Raw genomic sequence first — 18,716 nt, forward strand, 5'->3', positions numbered from 1 at the left:
CCGTCACCGAGAGGCAGCACCCCGAAGCCACCCAGCAGGCGAGCCCGACGAGCGAATTACAGGCAGCACCCGGGGTCGTGGATGAGCTGCCCGCCTCGAGCGCCGGTGGTGGCGGAGGGCTCGGCGCCGCAGCCGCTCAGCGAGCCAGCATGGGAGCCGTAAGAGCCGGCAGCGGCACCGCTGGTGGAGCTGGCGCGGCCGCGGGAGCGGGGGCCGGCGCATCTGGAGCTGCAGCGGGCGTAGCCGGCGCTGGCGAGGGCATCGCCGCTGGAACTGCTGCGGCCGGCGCCGGGGAGTCCGCAACGGGTGTCGGCGCCGTGATCGGTGTCCCGACACTGGTGGCGGCCGGTGCGATGGCTGTAGGGGCGAAGGCGGTCGAGTACACGGACGCGGCGGCGCAGCAGTCGCTGGACACGATGGATGACGAAGGAGCCGGCCAGTGACCACGGAACAACTCCACAGCGATGCCGCCCGCCACATCGGTGGCGAGAGCGGGCACCGCTCGTTCTTCGGCGGCACAGTCTCCAAGACCCGCATCGTGGGCCTTCTCGGCGCGTTCCTTGCCATGCTCGTGCTCACCCCCATTCTCGGCATCTGGGGCCTCGCGCTCGGGCTCGGCGTGGGCCTGGTGGTGTTCTTCCTGACCCAGCGCACGCACCGCGGATCGATCCTCGACAGGCGCACCCGCCGGGCTCGGTGGCGATCACGGGTAAAGACCGGAACCGACGCATTCGAGCCCTTCGACGTCGCCGTCTGGGACCAGCGCGAGCAAGCCGCAGCGCAGGCCCGCGGCCGCACCGAGAAGTGGGAGGCGGCACGGCAGCTCACGATCATGCGGAGCCACCCGGACGGCGCCGACGGCATGGGGTGGCTGCAGTGCGGCCACAACGAGCCCGGGATTGCCTGGCACGCCCCGCTTGGTGAGCAGCCGTACTTGTCGGTTACGTTCACTGCGACCGGACAGGTGTCCGGGTCGGAGTCGTCCGCGAAGCTCCGCCGGGCGGCTGAGGCGTTCGGTCTGTTCTTGGCGTCGCGGGCGACACCGATGAACCTGGTCAGCGACGTGCAGATGACCACCCGGGTGTTGCCGGCGGATTCGGCGATGCAGGAGTTCTGGGTGCTCAGTTCCCTTGACCCGGACGCACCTGCGGAGGCCGTGCGCTCCTATGAGAACGTGCTGCGGCTGAACAGCGAAGACGCGATGGTGCAGCGTCACTTCTTCACTGTCTCTTGGCCGATCATGGCCGCGTTCCATGATGCGGCCGCGAAGTATGGCGAGGGCCGCGACGGGTGGCGCGGGTTGATGCGGCAGGAAATTGCCTCGACGCTCCGCGGCCTCACCGAGGCCCGCGTCGGGCACGTCGACGTGCTTACCGCACGCCGCCTGGCCGCGGTGATGCTGCACCAGCAGAACCCGTCACGGCCCATCGACCTCGTGAAAGGCGTCGACCCGGCACGGCTTGGTGTCGCGTCGCACGATGAGTTCTCGGCGCAGATCGTAGAGGACGTCGACCCGATCATGGGCACTCCCGTGCAGTGGTGGCACCGCACGGCCGCGATCCGGTCGGAGAACATGGCGATGGGCGCCCGCGGACAGCTGTGGGCGCTCGATCTGCTTACCGGGTCCGACATCCGATTCATCCGAACCCTGTCGTTCCACCTCCACCTCGTGCCCAAGGGCGAGGCGAAGGCCGCGACCGCGAAGGACGTCACGCGCGACCGTGCCGACCGTCTCGACGACGCCCAGAAGGGCCGCGTCGAGAACGACGAAACCGGCGCCAACCTGTCTGCCGCTCGCCGGCGGGCGCTCGATCTCGCCCACGGGTCGCCTCACCACGGCGGCGCCTGGGTGGGCTACGTCACGATCTCCGAGAGGGACCGGGACGCGCTCATGCGCGCCTCCCGCGCTTTGGAGGAGACGTGCGCGACTGGGCTCGGTATCGAGCGGCTGGAGTGGCAGGACTCGTACCAGGCTGCTGCATCCGGCACGACGTGGCCGATCGGCCGTGGGCTCACGCCGGGCCGGTCGTCGTTCGGGTCGAAGTTCATCAACGCCCTCGCGGGCAAGAGCGAGAGGGATGCGCTGTGAGCGCACACGCCGCAGACAAGACCGAACCCAAGACGGCCGCGAAGGCGTGGCACACGATGCCGGTGCTGCGCGCGTTCGCACCGCCCCTCGAGACGGTCGCTCAGGTGGACGAAGCGACTGGTGAGGCGCGCGAGATCGTGCCGTGGACGATGCCCGGGACGCGGCTCCGCACCAAGCTCGGCGCCGCCCGCCGCGGTTTGTACGCGCCCGCTCTCCCGGGTGCCCCGACGTCGACGAGGCAAGCCGAGATCCTGAACACAGCGATCATCGGAGCGCCGACCGGCACCAACGGTGTCGTCATCGGCCGCGACGTGCTCTCGCGCACCATGATCGCCCACGACCCCGTCACTGCCTACAACGCATCCCCGCGGCTGGTATCGAGCCCGAACGTGGTCGTGATCGGCGACGTCGGCTCCGGGAAATCGTCGCTGACGAAGACCGTCTACGTGATCCGACCGCTGCTGCTGAACAAGCGGCGAGCCGTGGTCTTCGACAAGAAGGATCGCGGGGGAGAGGGCGAATACGGTGAGCTGGCTCGCGCCTACGGGCACGAGCCGATCAAGTTCGCCGTCGACGGCTCCGGCACCCGCCTGAATCTCCTCGACCCGCTGATCAGCCGAGGCACCGGCATGGTCGGCCAGATGCAGCTCCTGAACGTCGTCGCCCGCCTCGCCCGCGAAGACCAGGCACTGAACGAGTGGGAAGAAGAAGCGCTCCGCGCCGCCCTCCGCCGCACCGTCAATCAGTACCAGGACGGCCGCACCCCGACCCTGGCAGATGTGCTGCCGAACCTGTCGCGGGTGGCCGACATGGAGGACTACGCCGGCCTCTCGCCGCAGGCGATCGACGCGCTGCACCAGGCCGGACTCTCCGTCCGTTTCACACTCAACACACTGCTGCAGGACTACGGGGGCCTGCTCGACGGGGAAACCTCGAAGAACGTCGACCTCCGCGGCAAGCTCACCGCATTCGACATCTCGCAACTCCCCGACCAGGGTCCGGCCGTGCCGGCCGTGATGGCGATCGGTCACATGTGGCTCCTCGGCCGGCTCCGCGAAGACCGGGGGTGGGCGACGAACTGCATCTACGAGGAGGGTTGGCACATCGCCGCCGGTCCCTCCGCGCAGCTTGCGCGGTCGAACCAGAAGCTTTCCCGCGGGCTCGGGCTGTCGAACGTGTTCGTGTTCCACAAAGGCACCGACATTCCAGCTGGATCACCCGGAATGGCGATGATCCAGGAAGCGCAGACCGTGCATGTGCACCGGCAGACCCTCCGCGAGGACGCCCTGTGGGCGGCCCGCACGTTCGCCTTCGGGCAGGACACTGCGCAGCAGATCGAGCGCCTCGCAGACGGGCACCACATCTTCAAATACGCATCCCGGCCCGAGACGTTGGTGCAGCACATCCGGTCGCTGTGGGAGACACAGATCACCGACACTGACGAAGCATTCAAAGCAGCCGCCGGCATCCAGGACTAACCCGATGGGCTGGAAACTACCGGCCATCGCCGCCGCCACCGTCGTCGCCTTCACGGCGACCGCGGTGCTGTTCGGCATGGCACCCGACGCGCGAGCCGGATGCGGCAGCGGCGTCGTCGACACCGGCAGCGCCGGCAGCCAGTCGATCGCGGGCTTCTCGGGTGATCAGCTCGAGAACGCGGCGCAGATCATGAACGCGGCGGCAGAGCTCCAACTCCCCACGCAAGCGCAAACGATCGGTGTGATGACCGCGATCGGGGAATCCACGCTCCGGAACCTCGATCACGGCGACAACGCCATCAACCCCGACGGTACCGTCGCTGACTCGGTCGGGCTGTTCCAGCAGCAGGAACGCGGGTACGGGCCGCTCGCTGACCGGATGGACCCGTTCAAGGCCGCGACCGCTTTCTTCACCCGTCTCATGGGGGTGGATGGTTGGCAGACGATGGAACCGACCCTGGCCGCGCACGCGGTGCAGATCAACGCCGACCCGAACTACTACACACCCTTCTACGCCCCGGCCACGGCGATCGTTCAGGGGCTCGTGTCGACCGGCGGAGCCGGAGCCTGCGCGATCGGCGGGGACGCGGTGCAACTCGCGCAGCAGCTCGTAGACGCAGCCGACCAAGGCCGGCTCATCGGGTCCACCCCCGACCACATCAAAGAGATCCGCTGGATCGCCCAAGGACAGCAGGTGCCCGACTGCGGGGTCGACGTCCGCATCCTCCAAGTGCTCGTGCTCGCCCTCCAAGTCTTCGACCAGGTCGGCGTCTCCGACATCAATCGCAAATGCACCGGCCAGATCGAGGGCGCCGGCACGGCCTCATCGCACTACTTCGAGGGCGGCGGGCTCGCGGTCGACTTCTACCGCCTGAACGGGCAGGGCCTCACCGGTGCCGACGGGAACTCCATCCGCCTCATCAGCGCCCTCGACCCGGTCATGCCCGACGGTGCACGGGTCGGCCAGGTCCTGTGTCGTGCCGATGCGGGCACCACGATCGGGACGACGCATTTCATCCAGTTCGACGACACCTGCAACCACCTCCACATCGACGTCGGATTCACCGACGGTCAACTCACCACCAACTGAAAGAGCCACGCATGATCTCCAGCGGCTTCAATCTCTCCGGCATCCTCATCGCGATCCTCGCCTACGCCGTCCCCGCCGCGATCGTGCTCTTCGCCGCGTACTGGGTTATCAGATCCGCCGTCGGCAGTGCACTCAAACGACACCAGTACTGGCTCGACACCCGAAGCGCACCCGGCGGCGGGGTTGGCATCCCACCTGAAATTGACACCTAGGCGTCAACCAGCTCGAGCACACCATTGAGGGCAAGCGCCCCGCGCGCGGCAGCCCACACTGCACCAGGAGAGTCAGTGGCAGCAACAGGTGAAACCCCCACCACCCAAGTGATCCTGTGGTGGAACGGGCGAGGCCAATGGGGAGCCCGAGCCAAGCGCGGACACCAACGAGGATGGGCCTACGTCGACGAACTAGCCAACCTGCCCGCAGCGGCCGTTGAGGCCGCTCGCAAGGCCGGCGGCACGCTCCCTGCAGGGACCCGGGTCGAAATTCAACGGCCCGGCACAATCGACCGACTCCTGCCTGAGATCGACGAAGCCGAAGCCCGCGCCGCCGAGTTGCGCCGGCAGCTCCGCGAGCTGGAGAACGAAATCGACCAGATGCGCAAACGCACCTTCACGTCACTACGTCGCGCCAAGCTGCGCCCCGAAGATGCCCTGCATCTCCTAGCCAACGGATTCACCATCGAGGTTCCGGAAGACGGAAACGAGGAACAAGGCTAGAGAAGATCGCGCAGCGCTGCGACCACTGCCTCCGGAGCCGGGAACGCCCCCAACGCGAACACGCGGGCCGTCTGGGCACTGTCATCCGCATGGCTCAGGCGGTAGCCCTCAGACTCATGCTCGATCCGCCACGGCGTCTCCACGAGCATGCCGTCGACCTCCTCAACGACCCAGTAGTGGTCATCTTCGATGCCCCGCGCGAGATACAACACACCCCGACACTACGAGCAGCAACCGACAGACGACAGGCCAGACAGTTGCCGAAGAGGGCGCCCGCCCGCCACAGTTGGCGGTATGGCGCGCTTCGTATCACTCCCCGACCGGGACGGACCGCCCGGCGCCGCGCGCATGTGGATCAACCCCGAACACGTCGTCTCACTCGTACCCAAGGTGAGTCGAGACGGCATTAGTCATACATTGCGCGTCGAAATCAAACTCGTGGGAACCCCGGCATTTGAGGCGTGGCTGGGAGCGTTCGACTCGAACGATGAAGCCGACGCCTGCTGGCGACAGTTCGTGGATAGCTTCGGGGATGACTGAGTGGGCCCGACCGCTAGACGGGGGAGTGACCGACCGGGGGCACCGTTGCTGTGGTGATCAGCACAGAGCGGCGCCGGAGTCAGCCCCTAGTCTGTTCCAGTCCGCTCACATCCAGAATCTCCGTTCGCGTGGGCATAGAGGTCGAAGCGCCCTCTCGCGTCACAGAAATCGAAGCGGCTGCGGTGGCGGCTGACAGGGCGCGTTCGAGCGGCATGTCCTCTGCCATCATCGCAACCAGTGCGCCCACGAACGTATCGCCTGCGGCCGTTGTGTCGACAGCTCGAGCTGGTATCGCAGGTACCGTTCGAACTATTTCGCCCGCTCCGGCGACCAACGCCCCCCGCGATCCACGGGTCATGATCACCAGACCCACTGAGCGGCTGAGTTCTAAAGCAGCCGTGTCCTCGTCACCGATTCCTGCGAGCTCGCAGGCTTCTTGTGCGTTTGGGATGAGAACGTCGACGAGTTGCATCAGTTCCCGATCGACTTCTCGCACGGGGGCGGGGGTCAAGACGGTTGTGACTCCGGCCTCCTTGGCAATGCGGAAGGCCTCCAGGATCAGGGCGGTGGGTCGTTCGAACTGAGCCAGAAGAAAACGCGCGTCGCATATCTTTTTCTTCGCGTGATCATTGAGGGCCGTGATTGAGTTGTTTGCGCCCGGCACCACAACGATGGCATTCTCGCCTCCGTCGAGTACAGAAACATGTGCGGTGCCGGTCTTGATATCAACATGCTGGAGGCCGCTGACGTCAATGCCGTCGTTTAGCAGACAGCTTCGCAGCTCAGATCCGAATTCGTCGCGACCCACGGCACCGAGGAAGCTCACTGATGCCCCGGCCCGCGCGGCTGCCACCGCTTGATTCAAGCCTTTCCCGCCAGGGACGGTGGTGAACTCGGCCCCGAACATGGTTTCGCCCGGGCGCGGTAGTCGTGGCTGCCGCACAACGAGATCCATGTTGGCGCTGCCGAGGACGATGATGTCGTTCATCGTCGCAGGTTAGCGCCCTTGTGCCGCGCAATCTGGGCGCAAACGACATGCAAAACCCAAACTCCCGTTTGCACTGCCATTGCCCTTGACAGCCCTCGGAATGCCGAGCATCGTTGTCCGCAGCCACGAACACAAACCGATTTGCAAAGGAGCATCTGATGGTCTCTTCTCGACGGATCGCTGATGTCGCGGCTGAAGCGGGAGTGAGCCAGACCACCGTTTCGCATGCCCTGAGCGGCCGCCGCCCAGTGGCCCCGGCGACACGTGCCCGGATCATGGATGCTGTTGAACGATTGGACTACCGGCCCGATCGGCTGGCGACGAGCCTGCGGATGCAGCGCACGCAGACTCTTGCTTTGATCGTTCCGGATATCGCCAACCCGTACTACCCGGCTTCGGCGCGGGCTCTTCTCGACGGGGTCAACGATGTCGGCTTCATGACGCTGATCACCAACACCGACGGAGATCCGGAGGGAGAGCGTGCGGCGCTTCAGGAGATGGTCGCGCGACGTGTCGATGGCATCGTCATGCATTCTCTTGCAACCACCACTGCCGACGTGCGCAGGATCGTCGGACCGGATCTGCCTGTCGTGGTCGTTGGTGGTCTAACTGGTCACACCGAAACGGATCTTGTCGTCACTGCGGACTCTGTGGGTCTCGGCGAAGCGGTGAAGTATCTCCATGACCGTGGCGTTCGCGATCTCGGATTCGTCGATGGCCCGGAGGGCAACGGGATGTATCGACTGGTCGCATTCCTCGGTGCAGCTAATGCCCTCGGTATGAATGTCCAAGATGAATGGGTCGCACACACTCCGTTCACTCGTGAGGGCGGTTTCGCCGCAGCGATGTCTCTTCTTCATGGGGATCGGCGGCCAGCTGCGATCATGTGCGCCAACGATCTCATCGCTATCGGTGTCATGGATGCCGCTCGGGCGTTGGGCATCAGCATCCCGCGCGACTTGGCGGTCATCGGGTTCGACGACATCGAAACGGCGGCCCTTGTCACTCCGCAACTGACCACCATTACCAACCCGGCAAGCCTGACTGGTGCAACATGCGCTGAACTCCTGCTCGAGCGCATCGGGCGCGGAGCCGCTGCTCCCTACATGACCCGCATTCTGCCCACCTCGCTCGTCTTACGCGAGTCCGCTTGAGGCCGCCTCAGAGGTAGCCATCGTTGAGGACGACTATCACCCCGGGTCAACGCCCGCGGGTGTAGCGGTCGCATGCCCAGATAGCCCATCCCGACATCAACCAAGCTCAGCACTGAAAGCAAAGGAGCATTCATGTTCACCCGCACAACCCGCCGGCGAGGCCGCCGCATCGCCCTCACCGCCGCAGCATTCGTCGCTGTGCCACTCATCCTCGCGGGCTGCTCCGGCAGCTCGTCATCCGGTGCCGGAGTCATCGAGCTGTGGGCCGCGGCGCCCCCGGATCAGGCTCAGGAAGCAACCATTAGGGCCTCATTCGATGGCTTCACGAAGACGCACCCCGATTCGGAATTGAAGATCACGTTCATGCCGGCCGATGCGGTCGCCGAGAAACAGCGCACTGCGTTGGCTGCCGGCCAGGGGCCGAGCATCGTCGGAGCTGCAGGTCCGTCCACGGTGGGGCCTTATGCGGAAGCCGGCTACCTCGCGGACCTCACCGACCTCGTCACCAAAGAGGGTCTGGATAAGAAGATCTTCCCCTGGGCTCTGGAAGCGGGAACCGTGGACGGAAAGATCGTGGCACTTCCGTCCGCCTATGAATCGCTGGTTCTGTTCTACAACAAGACTCTCTTCGACGAGCACGGATGGCAGCCACCGACCGACCGCGCCTCACTGGAGACGCTTGCCGGCCAAATGGAAGACGAGGGAATCATCCCGTTCGCGGGAGGGAACGCCGATTACCGTGCAGTCGTTGAAATCACACTCTCTGCGCTGCTTAATCAGGTCGCCGGGCCGGGATACATCCATGACGCGCTGCTCGGCGAGGCGTCATGGGCCGACAAACCGTGCGTGGACTCCGCCGCCACGATGGTCGACTACTTCGATAAGGGGTGGATCGGTGGAAGTTCTGAAGAATACTTCACCAAGGGCTTCGGCGCGGTTTACCAAGACTTCGCCAGCGGCGCCGCGGGAATGCTCATCTCGGGCAGCTACGACTTCACCCAGCTTCCGGCGTACTTCGGCGCCGACGGGAACACCTCCGAGTGGGACTGGGTGCCCCTTCCGCCCCTGAGTGATGACGTACCGGCGAATGTGTTCCCCCTCGCTGTCGGCGGAACCTCCTCCGTGAACGCCCAGCTCAGTGACACGGGGCCGACAGAATCGTTCCTCGCGTGGCAGTACACCAACGACAACGCAGCATGGGCGTCCGTGGCAGCAGGGGTTGATGGCGCGACCCCCCTTCCGATCGACTTCGACCCGGCTCAGGTACCCGCCAACGTTGACCCTCGAATCGTGGAGCACTACACCCAGATCAATGAAGCCTCCGCCGAGAACATGGTCGGCTACGTCACATACACGTCCTTTGGACCCAAGTCGGAGGCCTTCGTCGTTACAAACACCGAGAAACTCATCACGGATGACATGACGCCGGCCGACTTCTGTGGGGGCCTCGAGAGCGCCTCCCAGGAGGATATCGCGGCAGGAAATGTGCCCTCCGTCTGGACGACAGACGCCCGATGATCGACACCAGCTACGCCTCCACCGGAGCTGCGCCGGCCAGCGACCTGCAAGTCTCTGGCCGGCGGCGGCGCCGGCCCCGTAGAAGCCTCCTCCAGAGAAGATCGCGGCGTGTGGCCCTGTTGTTCTTCCTCCCCGCCATTGCAGTGAACCTTCTGGTGATCGGCGGACCCGCGGTGAGCAGCATCGGCTACTCCTTCACGGACTGGAACGGCATCAGCCCACCGGAGTTCGTCGGGCTCGATAACTGGCAGCGGATGCTCACCGATGCCGCGTTCTGGTCGACGATGCGCAACAACGCCATCTACCTCATCGTGTTGGTGATCGTTCCGACCTCGCTCGGACTCCTCGGCGCTTTTCTGCTGACGCGTGTTCGCCGAGGATCGACCGTCTTCCGTGCGATCTACTTCATTCCGTTCCTGCTCATCAGCGTCGTCGTTGCACAGATCTGGCGAAATCTGCTGAGTCCGGACACCGGTATCGCGGCGGCGCTCGACGCCGTCGGAATCACCTGGCTCAACGACGTCTACTTCCTCGGCTCACAGGAGCTCGCTCTGCCGACCGTAATCGGCGTGCATGTGTGGAGCTTCCTGGGCTTCTCGATGGTCTTTTTCTACGCCGCGATCAAGACCGTCGACCCGGCGCTCATCGAAGCGGCGCGCCTGGATGGCGTCGGCGTTTGGGGCGAGTTCTGGCACGTCGTCATCCCGGGCATCCGACCCATGATCGTCTTCTCGGTCAGCTTCGCAGTGATTGCAGGACTGCTCGTCTACGACATGCCGCGCATCCTCACTGGCGGAGGCCCGGCCGGGGCGAGCGACGTCGCGGCGTTGCTCATCAACCGGACATCAATCGTGGGGCGCGAGGCGGGCTATGGCACCACTTTGGCCCTCACCCTGACCTTGATCTCCGGTGTCGTGATCGGCGTCATCACCTACCTACGACGTAAAGAGGAGAGCTGATGTCGACGTCATCACTGCGACGATTCCAGAAGGCTGGCGCCGCCGACCCGCGGCCAGGCGGCTCAGGACGCACCCCGGTTGCCTACATCGTCCTCGTCCTGTTCGCCGTCATCGCGGCATTCCCCATCGTGGTGATGTTCTTCAACGCACTGAAGAGCTCGGCGGAACTGGCCATGAACCCGATCGGCCCCCCTCTCAATCCTCAGTGGAGCAATTTCGCGGAGGCGTGGGAGCGCGGCGGGATCGGACAGGGACTTCTTAACACCGCGATTATTGTGTTCTTCACAGTCATCGGAACGTGGATCTGCGCAGGACTGGCCGCCTACGCAATGGCGAGGTTGGATCTCCCGTTCAAGGGCGGGTTCCAGACCTACCTGTTTGTGATCATCTCCCTGCCGGTGCAGTCGTTCATCGTTCCGCTCTTCTTCCTCTGGGTGAAGCTCGGGCTCGTCAACACGCTGCAGGGCCTGATCATCATCTACATCGCCTTGAACACACCGTTCGCGGTGCTCCTGCTCCGTACCTTCCTGGTCAACATCCCAAAAGAACTGGATGAGGCTGCCCGATTGGATGGGGCAAACGAGCTGCAGGTGGCGAGCCGGGTCATTCTGCCGCTCACCTGGCCGGGCTTGCTCACCGTCGGTCTCGTTGTCGGTCTGGCCGCGTACGGAGAACTCCAGTTCGCTGTGACGTTCATCCTCGACCCTGCGCTGCTGCCGATCTCGACGACGTTCCTGAACTTCAGCCAGGGGCAGACGCAGCTGTTCAATCTCATCAACGCGGCGTCAGTGATCATCGTCGTGCCGCTCATCATCCTGTTCCTCTTCATGCAGCGACAGTTCGTCGCCGGCCTCGCCAGCTCCGGCACAAAGGGCTAATCCACCCAAGTTTCATTCCATACCGCAGGCCGGTCGGCTTGCTGAACCTAAGGAGAACCCATGGAGTACATTTCTGATCTCGAACGCGAGATGGGGATGTCGCAAGAACCGTTCGGCCTCGTCTTCACCGAACTCACCCAGGCGGAAGAGCTCGGGCACGACGTCTCCGAGCTTCGCGCCCGGTTCGAGGGTCTGAGCGCGACCGGCGCCGACGATTCCACACTCCGCGAGATCTACGCTGATATCCCACTCAGCCCTCCCGCGGGGTGGCCCTACTTCGAAGAGTCCTCATTGGAGTCCATCGTCGACGAGCTGCCTCCCGCGCAGGCCAGCCAGCCGCCTCGGGGAGACGTGCTGCGAGACAAGGTGCGCGGTGCGTGGTTCGGCCGTGTCGCCGGCAACATGCTCGGCAAACCGGTCGAGCACGGCTTCCAGCGCCCAATCCTGAAGAAGTATCTGGAGTCGAAGTCGTCGTACCCGATCGAGGACTACATCCCCATCGACCTCGACCACCTCGCCGAAGACGGATTCTTCGCCCCTCCCGGCTGGGACATCCAGAAGCTCGCACGCGGTGGCATCAAGGGCGGCGTGAGAGATGACGACATCGACTACACGGTTCTGGGGCTCCACCTGCTCGAGACCTACGGGAAAGACCTCACCACCTACGACGTCGCGAGGGAGTGGCTGCTGCGGCTCCCGCTGCAGCAGACCTACACCGCCGAGCGAGCCACGTACAACAACCTCGTCCGCGAAGTCGACCTCGACGATGCGGGAGAGTTCCAGAACCCGTTCCGAGAGTGGATCGGTGCGCTGATCCGCGCCGACATCTTCGGCTTCGTCTTCCCCGGAGACCCCCGCCGAGCGGCGGAGTTTTCCCACCGAGACGCCATTCTCAGCCACCGGGCCAACGGTGTGTACGGCGAGATGTGGGCTGCAGCACTTATCTCCTCCGCATTCACGGCGGACTCGCCGGAGGCCTCTGTGCGTGAGTCCCTTCTCCACATCCCCGCACGGTCCAGGCTCGCGGAAGAAATCCGTCGCGTGCTCGACGACTTCACCGCCGGCAAGAGCTGGGAGAGCGCTGCCGACGCGCTCGACGCGCGCTACGAGGGCATGGGATGGGTGCACACCATCAACAACGCCGGCGCCTTAGCGGCCGCAATCCTCTGGGGAGAGGGCGACTTCACTCGAACGGTGGCGCTCTCCGTGCAGGCAGGACTGGACTCAGACTCGATCGGCGCTTCGGCAGGGGCGTGGGCAGGAATCTACAACGGGTTCGACAACATTCCGTCGCACTGGGTGGAACCCCTCGAGGGCCGCACAGTGAGCGCTGTCTTCGGCTACGGGGAGATCGTTCTGGAAGAGCAAGTTGACCGGACCCTGAAACTCATCGAGGAATTGAGCTGATCTAGAGCGAACGGAGGGTTTGAGACCGGCGCACGCCGCTGGCCTCAAACCCTCCGTCTTTAATTAGTGGTCTCGTAACAGTCGGAATTTCACGTACGGCGGCACAAGACTTCGGCATCTTGGTTGTCTCGATAGGGGATCGCTCGACGGACACTCCTCGAGGGTCGCGAACACGCCGTGATGGCGCGTCTCATTTCGCTGATCCGAAATGGCTCGCGGCGATCGGGGGCTATATGAGACGACGAGGGCGCTCAGAAGTGATCGAGGCTCGTCGTCCATCCGTCGCGTGCATTCCCTTGCCACGACGTGTAACGGAGACCATGCTCTTCCAATACCGGGCCGACGTAATCGAGGCCAGCAGGATCGCCGGAGCTCGAAGGCATGAAGAAGTTATCTGGTCCAAAACGCGGCACGAGCCACTGTGCGAGATTGGTGCCGAATGCATCGAAAATCGCGAACACCCACTTGCCGTCCATCAGTTGGACTTTTGCAGTCTTGGCGTCGTCTAGATCCCCCATATGTTGAGCCTAACCGCGCCGAGTGCGTACTCGGGGCGTTGAGGGCATCCAATGCTAGATAGGAAACGAGGGTGAGATTTCAAAAGGACATGGTCGATTGAAGGCCACGTTTGAATGAGGGGTGGCCTTTTCCGAATACTGCCACGTAGAGGTCATTAAGGGAGTCGACGATCGCACTCAGGAACCGCTCCACGTCAGCGGGAGTTAGTACAACGACCTCGCGCGGATGGACTAGCGCGTTGCGCTCTTTAATTCCTGAAAGTAGATCCGACCACCATGCGTAACTTGAAGGAGTCCGCTTGGCGTACTGAGCGATGAGAAAGGAGATTCGGTCCTCTAGCCGAAAGAATTTCTCTCTTCCGAGTTGCCACTCTCCTTTATCGATCTTGACCTCTCTTTCGAGGAGTAGCGAGTTGTCAAGAAGGCTGGTCTGAGGGCGAGTGGACAGCTCGTCGGCGATGCCATTCAGGTGCGACTCAAGCGCACTGAATCCGACTATCAGCGCCGCGTGAAGGTACGCGTTTCGCTCGTCAGTCGAGCCCACGGAGCCCTTCTCCATGAATCGCTTCGCCTCATCAAGAAGTTGAATCGAGAAGGCATCCGCTTCAGTCGTCATCAGGGATTGGCCTTCTCGGATGCCTTAGATACTTCGAGCAGCGCCTCTTTCGCTACAGCCTTCTTGATGGCCAGATCAACCATCGCGGGTGTGATTTTGGAGCCATCCTCGGCTTGCAAATAGAACAACTCGACTAGGCGGCTGCGCTCTTTTGCATCCGTCCGGTATCCGAGCCCTCTGTAGTTTTCTGGGTCGGTCTTGTGTCGGCCCTTCGCTAGCGCACCGGCGTTGAGTGGATCTTTCCCTTCGGCCGTTCTCAAATCGAAATGACGCTTCTGTCTTGTCTTGTTCTTACTCAACACGCCAGACACATATGCCCATGCGCTCAGAACGGCGTAGTTCATCGCTTTCTCGGCCGAGTCGGCGGCTCCTGGCTTCAGCTTGCCCGCGGCTGTGGTGAAGCGTTTACGTTGTGCTTCCACTAACTGCGAGAACTCGGCACCTGCCAGCTGCAAGTTCGCGTCCTCCCACAGCGTCGGTCGTTGCAGCTTCAATTCAGTCCATTCCTCAACCTGCACTCCAGACTTCAAAATCACCGGTGTGGTTGCCGAAGAGTCAAATTTTTTTGGTTCGATGTCGGTGCCTCGGTAGTAGTTGATTATGAAAGTTCTTGCAGCGCGTACGGTTATTGGGTTCCCACGTGCTCGTCGATCGGCAAAGTCTTCACCGTCTTTCAGTAGTCCAACCTTCTGGCACCACTGGCGGAGTTCCGGCCCTGCGAGCGTCTCGGTCATGCGATCGAATAAGTCAGTCGAAACCGCAATATTCGTGTTTGAGATCAATTGCACATCGAGGCGCTGCTCGTTATCGAGCGCAAAATACAGCTTCACGCCGTGATGCTCATTCACGCCACCTTCCAGGGCCTCCTGAATGGCGGTAAATCGGTGCTGTCCGCCGATGATTTTTAGGGGATGGTCCTCGTTAAACGCCCTCGTGAACTCGCAGACTAAGTTGCTAAATGCGCGGGCGTTCTTAGCGTCATCCTTCATCTTCGCGAAAGCCACGTGGTCCTCGACGACCTCGCGATTGGCTCGGTAATCAGCAGAGTCTTCTGGATCAAGGGGAACATCAACCGTCGCTGCCGGGACCAGGCTGTCGGCCAGGAGATGTACCTCGACAAAAATTGCATCGGTCGCTTTGTCCCGCATCACCAGAATTGGTAAGGACTCGACGGGTTTGCACATTTCCACGAAGTCCTCGATCATCGCTTGGACACCGGGATCAAGAGTCCCCACCAATCTGGTATCCAGAGTTTCCACGCCGTCTGTCATGCATTCCCCCTTGGTATCCGGTCGGTCACACTGACCTCGCCTCGTCGCATCATTCCAGATGCACTCAAGGCGAACTACACATTGCCGCGTAGTGATCTCAGCGGTCTCGCAACTCTAGGGATGCGAGGCGTCTTGTGCATGTCTTGGCGGACAGCGTCTGATCGGTTCCAGTGCGCGGCGGCCGCGTCTCGCAGCTGTGTGCCTAAACCTGCCGCGACGGCCCACGTGGTCGAGCAGTCTTGTGAGACACGGGACGCCACGGTCAGCGTGATTGCGCGCTTTGGTGGCGGTAGAGAGTGGCGCGGCTCCAACCGACTAGTTCCGCGGCCTCGGCCGCGGTCTTGCCGGCTGATCGTGCCTGGGCGACGATCGCGAGTTTCTCGCCGACGACACCGGGGTCGGACTTGGGGCGTCCGAATTGGGTGCCGGCTTCTCGGGCGACGGCGATGCCGGCGTTGACGCGTTCGACGATCAGTTCGCGCTCGTACTCGGCCAAGGTGGCGAGCATGTTGAGCATCAGCCGGCCCGTCGACGTCGCTGGGTCGATTCCGTCTGAGATGGATCTCACGTTGATGCCGGCGTCGCGGAGCCCGTTCACGGTGTTGAGTACGTCGATGAGAGACCGGCCGAGCCGGTCGACGCGCCAGACGACAACGGTGTCGCCGGCCTCCGCGTACTCGAGGAGCTGCTGCATCCCTGGACGTGATGCGGCCGTCTTACTGCCGGATGTGACGTCGGCGAAGATGTCACGTTTCTGCACCCCTATAGAGAGGAGTGAATCGATCTGGAGCTGCGGGTCTTGGCCGGCGGTGCTCACACGTGTGTAGCCAAGAAGCCTCATGCCGCAATCATGTCTCGTAAAACCTCTCGATCGGCCCTAAGACACGCAGGCGAATGAGATGACTTTGTGAGACACCGAGCGGTGCCGAGATTCCGGGGAAGGGGAGTGGCCGGCCGTGCCCGCCCCGGGTGTCTCAGAATTCTTTTGTTTTTCGAGACCCGAATGCATGTCGAGGGTGTCCGGGCGGCGACGACTGTCAATGTCGGATGCCAACGGTATGGTCCGGTCACGATCGAGTGAGAGATGGTGGGCATGTTTGCTGACGAGTATGCGTTTCCTGTGGCCGTTTCGCAGGTGGGGGCGTCGGACTCGAGGGACGCACAGAGTGCCCGCGCGATCAGGTGGCTGCTGGAGCAGCCGGGTGGCCCTGTCGTCGTGGTGACACCGCAGAGGCAATTCGACGGTGACTCCCTTCGCCGCGTGGTCGCGCTGCCGGGCACGCGTCATCTCACCTGGAAGGGCTTGTCGGTCGGATCTCTGGTGGGCCGTCGCGTGATTCATGCGTGGCCGAGCCGGAAGCATCTGAACGAGATGTGGGGGGTACAGGCTGATGCTCTCGTGGTGATCGAGTGGGGTGTCGAGGAGAGCGCCGAGTGGGTGGAGGATGCCAGGCCGGTGCGGCTGCTTCCGGGACAGATCATTGCGCCCGCGACCGCGCCGGTCGAGGCTGCTCGTGTGGATTCCCTGCCGGCCGACGTGGAGCAGATCCTCGAGAGCATTGCCCGATGGGCGGCGGGTTATGACTCGGGTCTGAAGTGGAACGAGGAAGATAAGCTCAAGGCCGACATGATGAACTGCGCTGAGCGATGGGTGCCGGTGACAGTGGAGCAGGTGCGGGCGAAGTGTCGAGAGCTCAAGATGCGTCCCGACGACGTCGACACGGTTGCCGGGTTCCTGGAGCGTCGAAAGCAAGGGCGCCGGTTCAACGTGCGCGGTAGCTATCGCGACTTCCGATTCTCCTGACCCACGAATCCTCTTTGGTTTGTGGAGCGCTGAGGAGCCTACGAAGAGCCGTCAATGCTCCGGCGCTCGATGAGGATGGTGTCTCGCCACTGGCCGGCCCAGGGGCCGTAGGTCATCAAGGCAATGCGCTCACGTGTTCCGATGCGGCGGAATCCGGCGTGATCGTGGAGGGTGAGGCTGGCGGTGTTCTCGGGGAAGATGCTGGACTGGATCGTCCAGATGCCGGCGGACTCTGCGGCGCTGATGAACGCGTCGACGAGCTGCCGGCCGACGCCCTGCCCGGCGACCGCGGGGGCGACATACACGGAGTGCTCGACCACGCCCCGGTAGACCAGTCGGGCCGACACGAGGGAAGCGGCAACCCACCCGACCACGGCTCCGGTGTTGTCGATGGTGACTAGGCGGCCGACGTCGAGCTTGCCGGCGTCGAAGTGCTCCCAGCTCGGAGGTTCTGCCTCGAAGGTCGCGTTGCCGGTGGCGATCCCGGCTCGGTAGATCGCCTCGACGGCCGGCCAGTCGGCGGCGGACATCGGCCGGATGGTCAACGGGCCGGTCATGGGCGGAGGGCTTGGGCCGCTCGGTCGAGGGCGTCGTCGACGACCCGGTAGTAGGCCCAACGGCCGCGCTGCTCGCGCACGGCGAGGCCGGCGTCGACGAGCTGCTTCATGTGGTGCGACACGGTGGGCTGGGACAGGCCGACGGGCTCGGTGAGGTCGCAGATGCATGCCTCCTTGCCTTCGCTCGCTGCGATCAGTGACAGCAGGCGCACCCGGGTCGGGTCACCGAGCGCCTTGAAGGTGCGGGCGATGCGCTCGGCTTCCTCAGCGGTGAGTACCCCGCCGGTGACGGGGGTGCAGCACGCGCCCGCATCCGTGGTCAGCAGGGGCAGGGCGATCGTCATGGTCCGATTCTCGCACGTCGTATTGACATCTGTCGATGCATCGACCAATCTCGATGCATTGAGGTTTGTCGATGTGTGAGGAGTTGACGGTGCAGAACGAGCTACCCGTCGTCGTGATCGGTGCCGGCCCCCAGGGATTGGCGGCTGCGGCGCATCTGGTCGAGCGTGACCAGCCGGTGCTGGTGTTCGAGGCCGGCGAGAGCGCCGCGGCCGCGGTGTCCGAGTGGGGGCATGTGCGGTTGTTCTCGGAGTGGGGCGAGCTGGTCGACAAGGCCGCGGCCCGGCTGCTCGAGCCCACCGGTTGGGAGGCGCCGACGACCGGCTACCCGACGGGTGCGCAGTGGATCAGCGGCTACCTCGCCCCGCTCGCCACCGCGCTGGGTGACCGCGTGCGCTACGGAGCGCGCGTCGTCGGTGTCTCTCGACGTGGCCGTGACCGTCTGGTCGACGCAGGACGCGCGGAGCAGCCTTTCACCGTGCACGTCGTAGCCGTTGACGGCACCGAGTATCGGGTCGATGCGCGCGCGGTGATCGACGCCTCCGGCACCTGGTCGGCTCCGAACCCGGCCGGCGCCGACGGCCTGCCGGCGCTCGGAGAGCGCGCGGCCGCGGAGCTGCTGGAGTACCGCATCCCGGACTACCGGAGCCGCTCGAAGTATGAGGGCAAGCACAGCGTCGTCGTCGGGTCTGGGCACTCGGCCGTGACGGCCGTGATCGCGCTCGGCCGGATCGCGCGCCGCGACCCGTCGACGAAAGTCACCTGGGTGCTGCGCCGCGGCACGGTCGGCA

At 63.9% G+C, this 18,716-nt stretch carries 22 protein-coding genes; 14 read left to right on the forward strand and 8 right to left on the reverse strand.

Going from position 1 to position 18,716, the window contains the following annotated elements; all coding sequences use genetic code 11:
- Nucleotides 1–149 precede the first annotated feature (149 nt).
- The 6 genes from NVV95_RS17895 to NVV95_RS17920 all read left to right on the forward strand — a co-directional run bounded on the left by NVV95_RS17895 (nucleotide 150) and on the right by NVV95_RS17920 (nucleotide 5,373).
- Complete coding sequence (locus NVV95_RS17895) at nucleotides 150–443, forward strand: hypothetical protein (RefSeq protein ID WP_259487940.1); 294 nt, start codon at nucleotides 150–152, stop codon at nucleotides 441–443.
- A 95-nt stretch (nucleotides 444–538) separates the two neighbouring features.
- Nucleotides 539–2,089, forward strand: a complete 1,551-nt coding sequence (locus NVV95_RS17900) for a hypothetical protein (RefSeq protein ID WP_259487941.1) — start codon at nucleotides 539–541, stop codon at nucleotides 2,087–2,089.
- Entirely contained in the window at nucleotides 2,086–3,567 is a 1,482-nt protein-coding gene (locus NVV95_RS17905) for a putative type IV secretion/conjugal transfer ATPase (RefSeq protein WP_259487942.1), read from the forward strand. Before NVV95_RS17900 ends, NVV95_RS17905 begins: the two co-directional genes overlap by 4 nt.
- A 4-nt stretch (nucleotides 3,568–3,571) precedes the next feature.
- Nucleotides 3,572–4,657 (forward strand): hypothetical protein, encoded by a 1,086-nt coding sequence (locus NVV95_RS17910; protein ID WP_259487943.1) that lies wholly within the window; start codon nucleotides 3,572–3,574, stop codon nucleotides 4,655–4,657.
- Nucleotides 4,658–4,668: 11 nt separating this feature from the next.
- Nucleotides 4,669–4,869, forward strand: coding sequence for a hypothetical protein (locus tag NVV95_RS17915; protein WP_259487944.1), 201 nt, complete (start codon nucleotides 4,669–4,671; stop codon nucleotides 4,867–4,869).
- Between the two features lie 75 nt (nucleotides 4,870–4,944).
- Nucleotides 4,945–5,373, forward strand: a complete 429-nt coding sequence (locus NVV95_RS17920; protein WP_259487945.1) for a hypothetical protein — start codon at nucleotides 4,945–4,947, stop codon at nucleotides 5,371–5,373.
- Here the strand turns inward: NVV95_RS17920 and NVV95_RS17925 are convergent.
- On the reverse strand, nucleotides 5,370–5,585 hold the full coding sequence (locus NVV95_RS17925) for a hypothetical protein (protein WP_259487946.1): 216 nt from the start codon (nucleotides 5,583–5,585) through the stop codon (nucleotides 5,370–5,372). The genes NVV95_RS17920 and NVV95_RS17925 overlap by 4 nt on opposite strands.
- An 82-nt stretch (nucleotides 5,586–5,667) precedes the next feature.
- Between NVV95_RS17925 and NVV95_RS17930 the strand changes: the two genes are divergently transcribed.
- Entirely contained in the window at nucleotides 5,668–5,913 is a 246-nt protein-coding gene (locus NVV95_RS17930; protein ID WP_259487947.1) for a hypothetical protein, read from the forward strand.
- A gap of 79 nt (nucleotides 5,914–5,992) precedes the next feature.
- Here the strand turns inward: NVV95_RS17930 and NVV95_RS17935 are convergent, their stop codons facing one another.
- The gene (locus NVV95_RS17935; protein ID WP_259487948.1) at nucleotides 5,993–6,901 is read right to left on the reverse strand and encodes a ribokinase; all 909 of its coding nucleotides are present in this window, start codon (nucleotides 6,899–6,901) and stop codon (nucleotides 5,993–5,995) included.
- 158 nt (nucleotides 6,902–7,059) lie between these two features.
- Here NVV95_RS17935 and NVV95_RS17940 point away from each other — a divergent pair, with 158 nt between their 5' ends.
- The 5 genes from NVV95_RS17940 (at nucleotide 7,060) to NVV95_RS17960 (ending at nucleotide 12,817) form a co-directional block, all read left to right on the forward strand.
- A complete protein-coding gene (locus NVV95_RS17940) occupies nucleotides 7,060–8,055 on the forward strand; it encodes a LacI family DNA-binding transcriptional regulator (RefSeq protein ID WP_259487949.1) in 996 nt (331 codons plus the stop codon).
- Nucleotides 8,056–8,187: 132 nt separating this feature from the next.
- Nucleotides 8,188–9,573, forward strand: coding sequence for an ABC transporter substrate-binding protein (locus tag NVV95_RS17945; RefSeq protein WP_259487950.1), 1,386 nt, complete (start codon nucleotides 8,188–8,190; stop codon nucleotides 9,571–9,573).
- Nucleotides 9,570–10,532, forward strand: coding sequence for a carbohydrate ABC transporter permease (locus NVV95_RS17950; RefSeq protein WP_259487951.1), 963 nt, complete (start codon nucleotides 9,570–9,572; stop codon nucleotides 10,530–10,532). The genes NVV95_RS17945 and NVV95_RS17950 overlap by 4 nt, the downstream gene beginning before the upstream one ends.
- Nucleotides 10,532–11,410: a carbohydrate ABC transporter permease gene (locus NVV95_RS17955; RefSeq protein WP_259487952.1), complete on the forward strand. Its 879-nt coding sequence runs from the start codon at nucleotides 10,532–10,534 to the stop codon at nucleotides 11,408–11,410. Before NVV95_RS17950 ends, NVV95_RS17955 begins: the two co-directional genes overlap by 1 nt.
- Nucleotides 11,411–11,470: 60 nt before the next feature.
- Nucleotides 11,471–12,817: an ADP-ribosylglycohydrolase family protein gene (locus NVV95_RS17960; protein ID WP_259487953.1), complete on the forward strand. Its 1,347-nt coding sequence runs from the start codon at nucleotides 11,471–11,473 to the stop codon at nucleotides 12,815–12,817.
- Between the two features lie 251 nt (nucleotides 12,818–13,068).
- Here the strand turns inward: NVV95_RS17960 and NVV95_RS17965 are convergent, their stop codons facing one another.
- The 4 genes from NVV95_RS17965 to NVV95_RS17980 all read right to left on the reverse strand — a co-directional run bounded on the left by NVV95_RS17965 (nucleotide 13,069) and on the right by NVV95_RS17980 (nucleotide 16,063).
- Entirely contained in the window at nucleotides 13,069–13,335 is a 267-nt protein-coding gene (locus NVV95_RS17965; protein ID WP_259487954.1) for a hypothetical protein, read from the reverse strand.
- 79 nt (nucleotides 13,336–13,414) lie between these two features.
- Nucleotides 13,415–13,951 (reverse strand): hypothetical protein, encoded by a 537-nt coding sequence (locus NVV95_RS17970; RefSeq protein WP_259487955.1) that lies wholly within the window; start codon nucleotides 13,949–13,951, stop codon nucleotides 13,415–13,417.
- Entirely contained in the window at nucleotides 13,951–15,222 is a 1,272-nt protein-coding gene (locus NVV95_RS17975; RefSeq protein ID WP_259487956.1) for a hypothetical protein, read from the reverse strand. Before NVV95_RS17975 ends, NVV95_RS17970 begins: the two co-directional genes overlap by 1 nt.
- A gap of 262 nt (nucleotides 15,223–15,484) precedes the next feature.
- Nucleotides 15,485–16,063 carry a recombinase family protein gene (locus NVV95_RS17980; protein ID WP_259487957.1) on the reverse strand — a complete coding sequence of 193 codons (579 nt, stop codon included), beginning with the start codon at nucleotides 16,061–16,063 and terminating at the stop codon, nucleotides 15,485–15,487.
- A gap of 252 nt (nucleotides 16,064–16,315) precedes the next feature.
- On the opposite strand from NVV95_RS17980, the gene NVV95_RS17985 reads away from it, so the two are divergent.
- Nucleotides 16,316–17,026: a hypothetical protein gene (locus NVV95_RS17985; protein ID WP_259487958.1), complete on the forward strand. Its 711-nt coding sequence runs from the start codon at nucleotides 16,316–16,318 to the stop codon at nucleotides 17,024–17,026.
- 38 nt (nucleotides 17,027–17,064) lie between these two features.
- Here NVV95_RS17985 and NVV95_RS17990 read toward each other — a convergent pair whose 3' ends face one another.
- Both NVV95_RS17990 and NVV95_RS17995 read right to left on the reverse strand, forming a co-directional pair.
- On the reverse strand, nucleotides 17,065–17,583 hold the full coding sequence (locus tag NVV95_RS17990) for a GNAT family N-acetyltransferase (protein ID WP_259487959.1): 519 nt from the start codon (nucleotides 17,581–17,583) through the stop codon (nucleotides 17,065–17,067).
- Nucleotides 17,580–17,927, reverse strand: coding sequence for an ArsR/SmtB family transcription factor (locus tag NVV95_RS17995; RefSeq protein WP_259487960.1), 348 nt, complete (start codon nucleotides 17,925–17,927; stop codon nucleotides 17,580–17,582). Before NVV95_RS17995 ends, NVV95_RS17990 begins: the two co-directional genes overlap by 4 nt.
- A gap of 89 nt (nucleotides 17,928–18,016) precedes the next feature.
- Between NVV95_RS17995 and NVV95_RS18000 the strand changes: the two genes are divergently transcribed.
- A partial coding sequence (locus NVV95_RS18000) for an FAD-dependent oxidoreductase (RefSeq protein WP_259487961.1) occupies nucleotides 18,017–18,716 on the forward strand: 700 nt, incomplete at its 3' end.

This window comes from Herbiconiux gentiana, from assembly GCF_024978135.1.
GTDB lineage: Bacteria > Actinomycetota > Actinomycetes > Actinomycetales > Microbacteriaceae > Herbiconiux > Herbiconiux gentiana.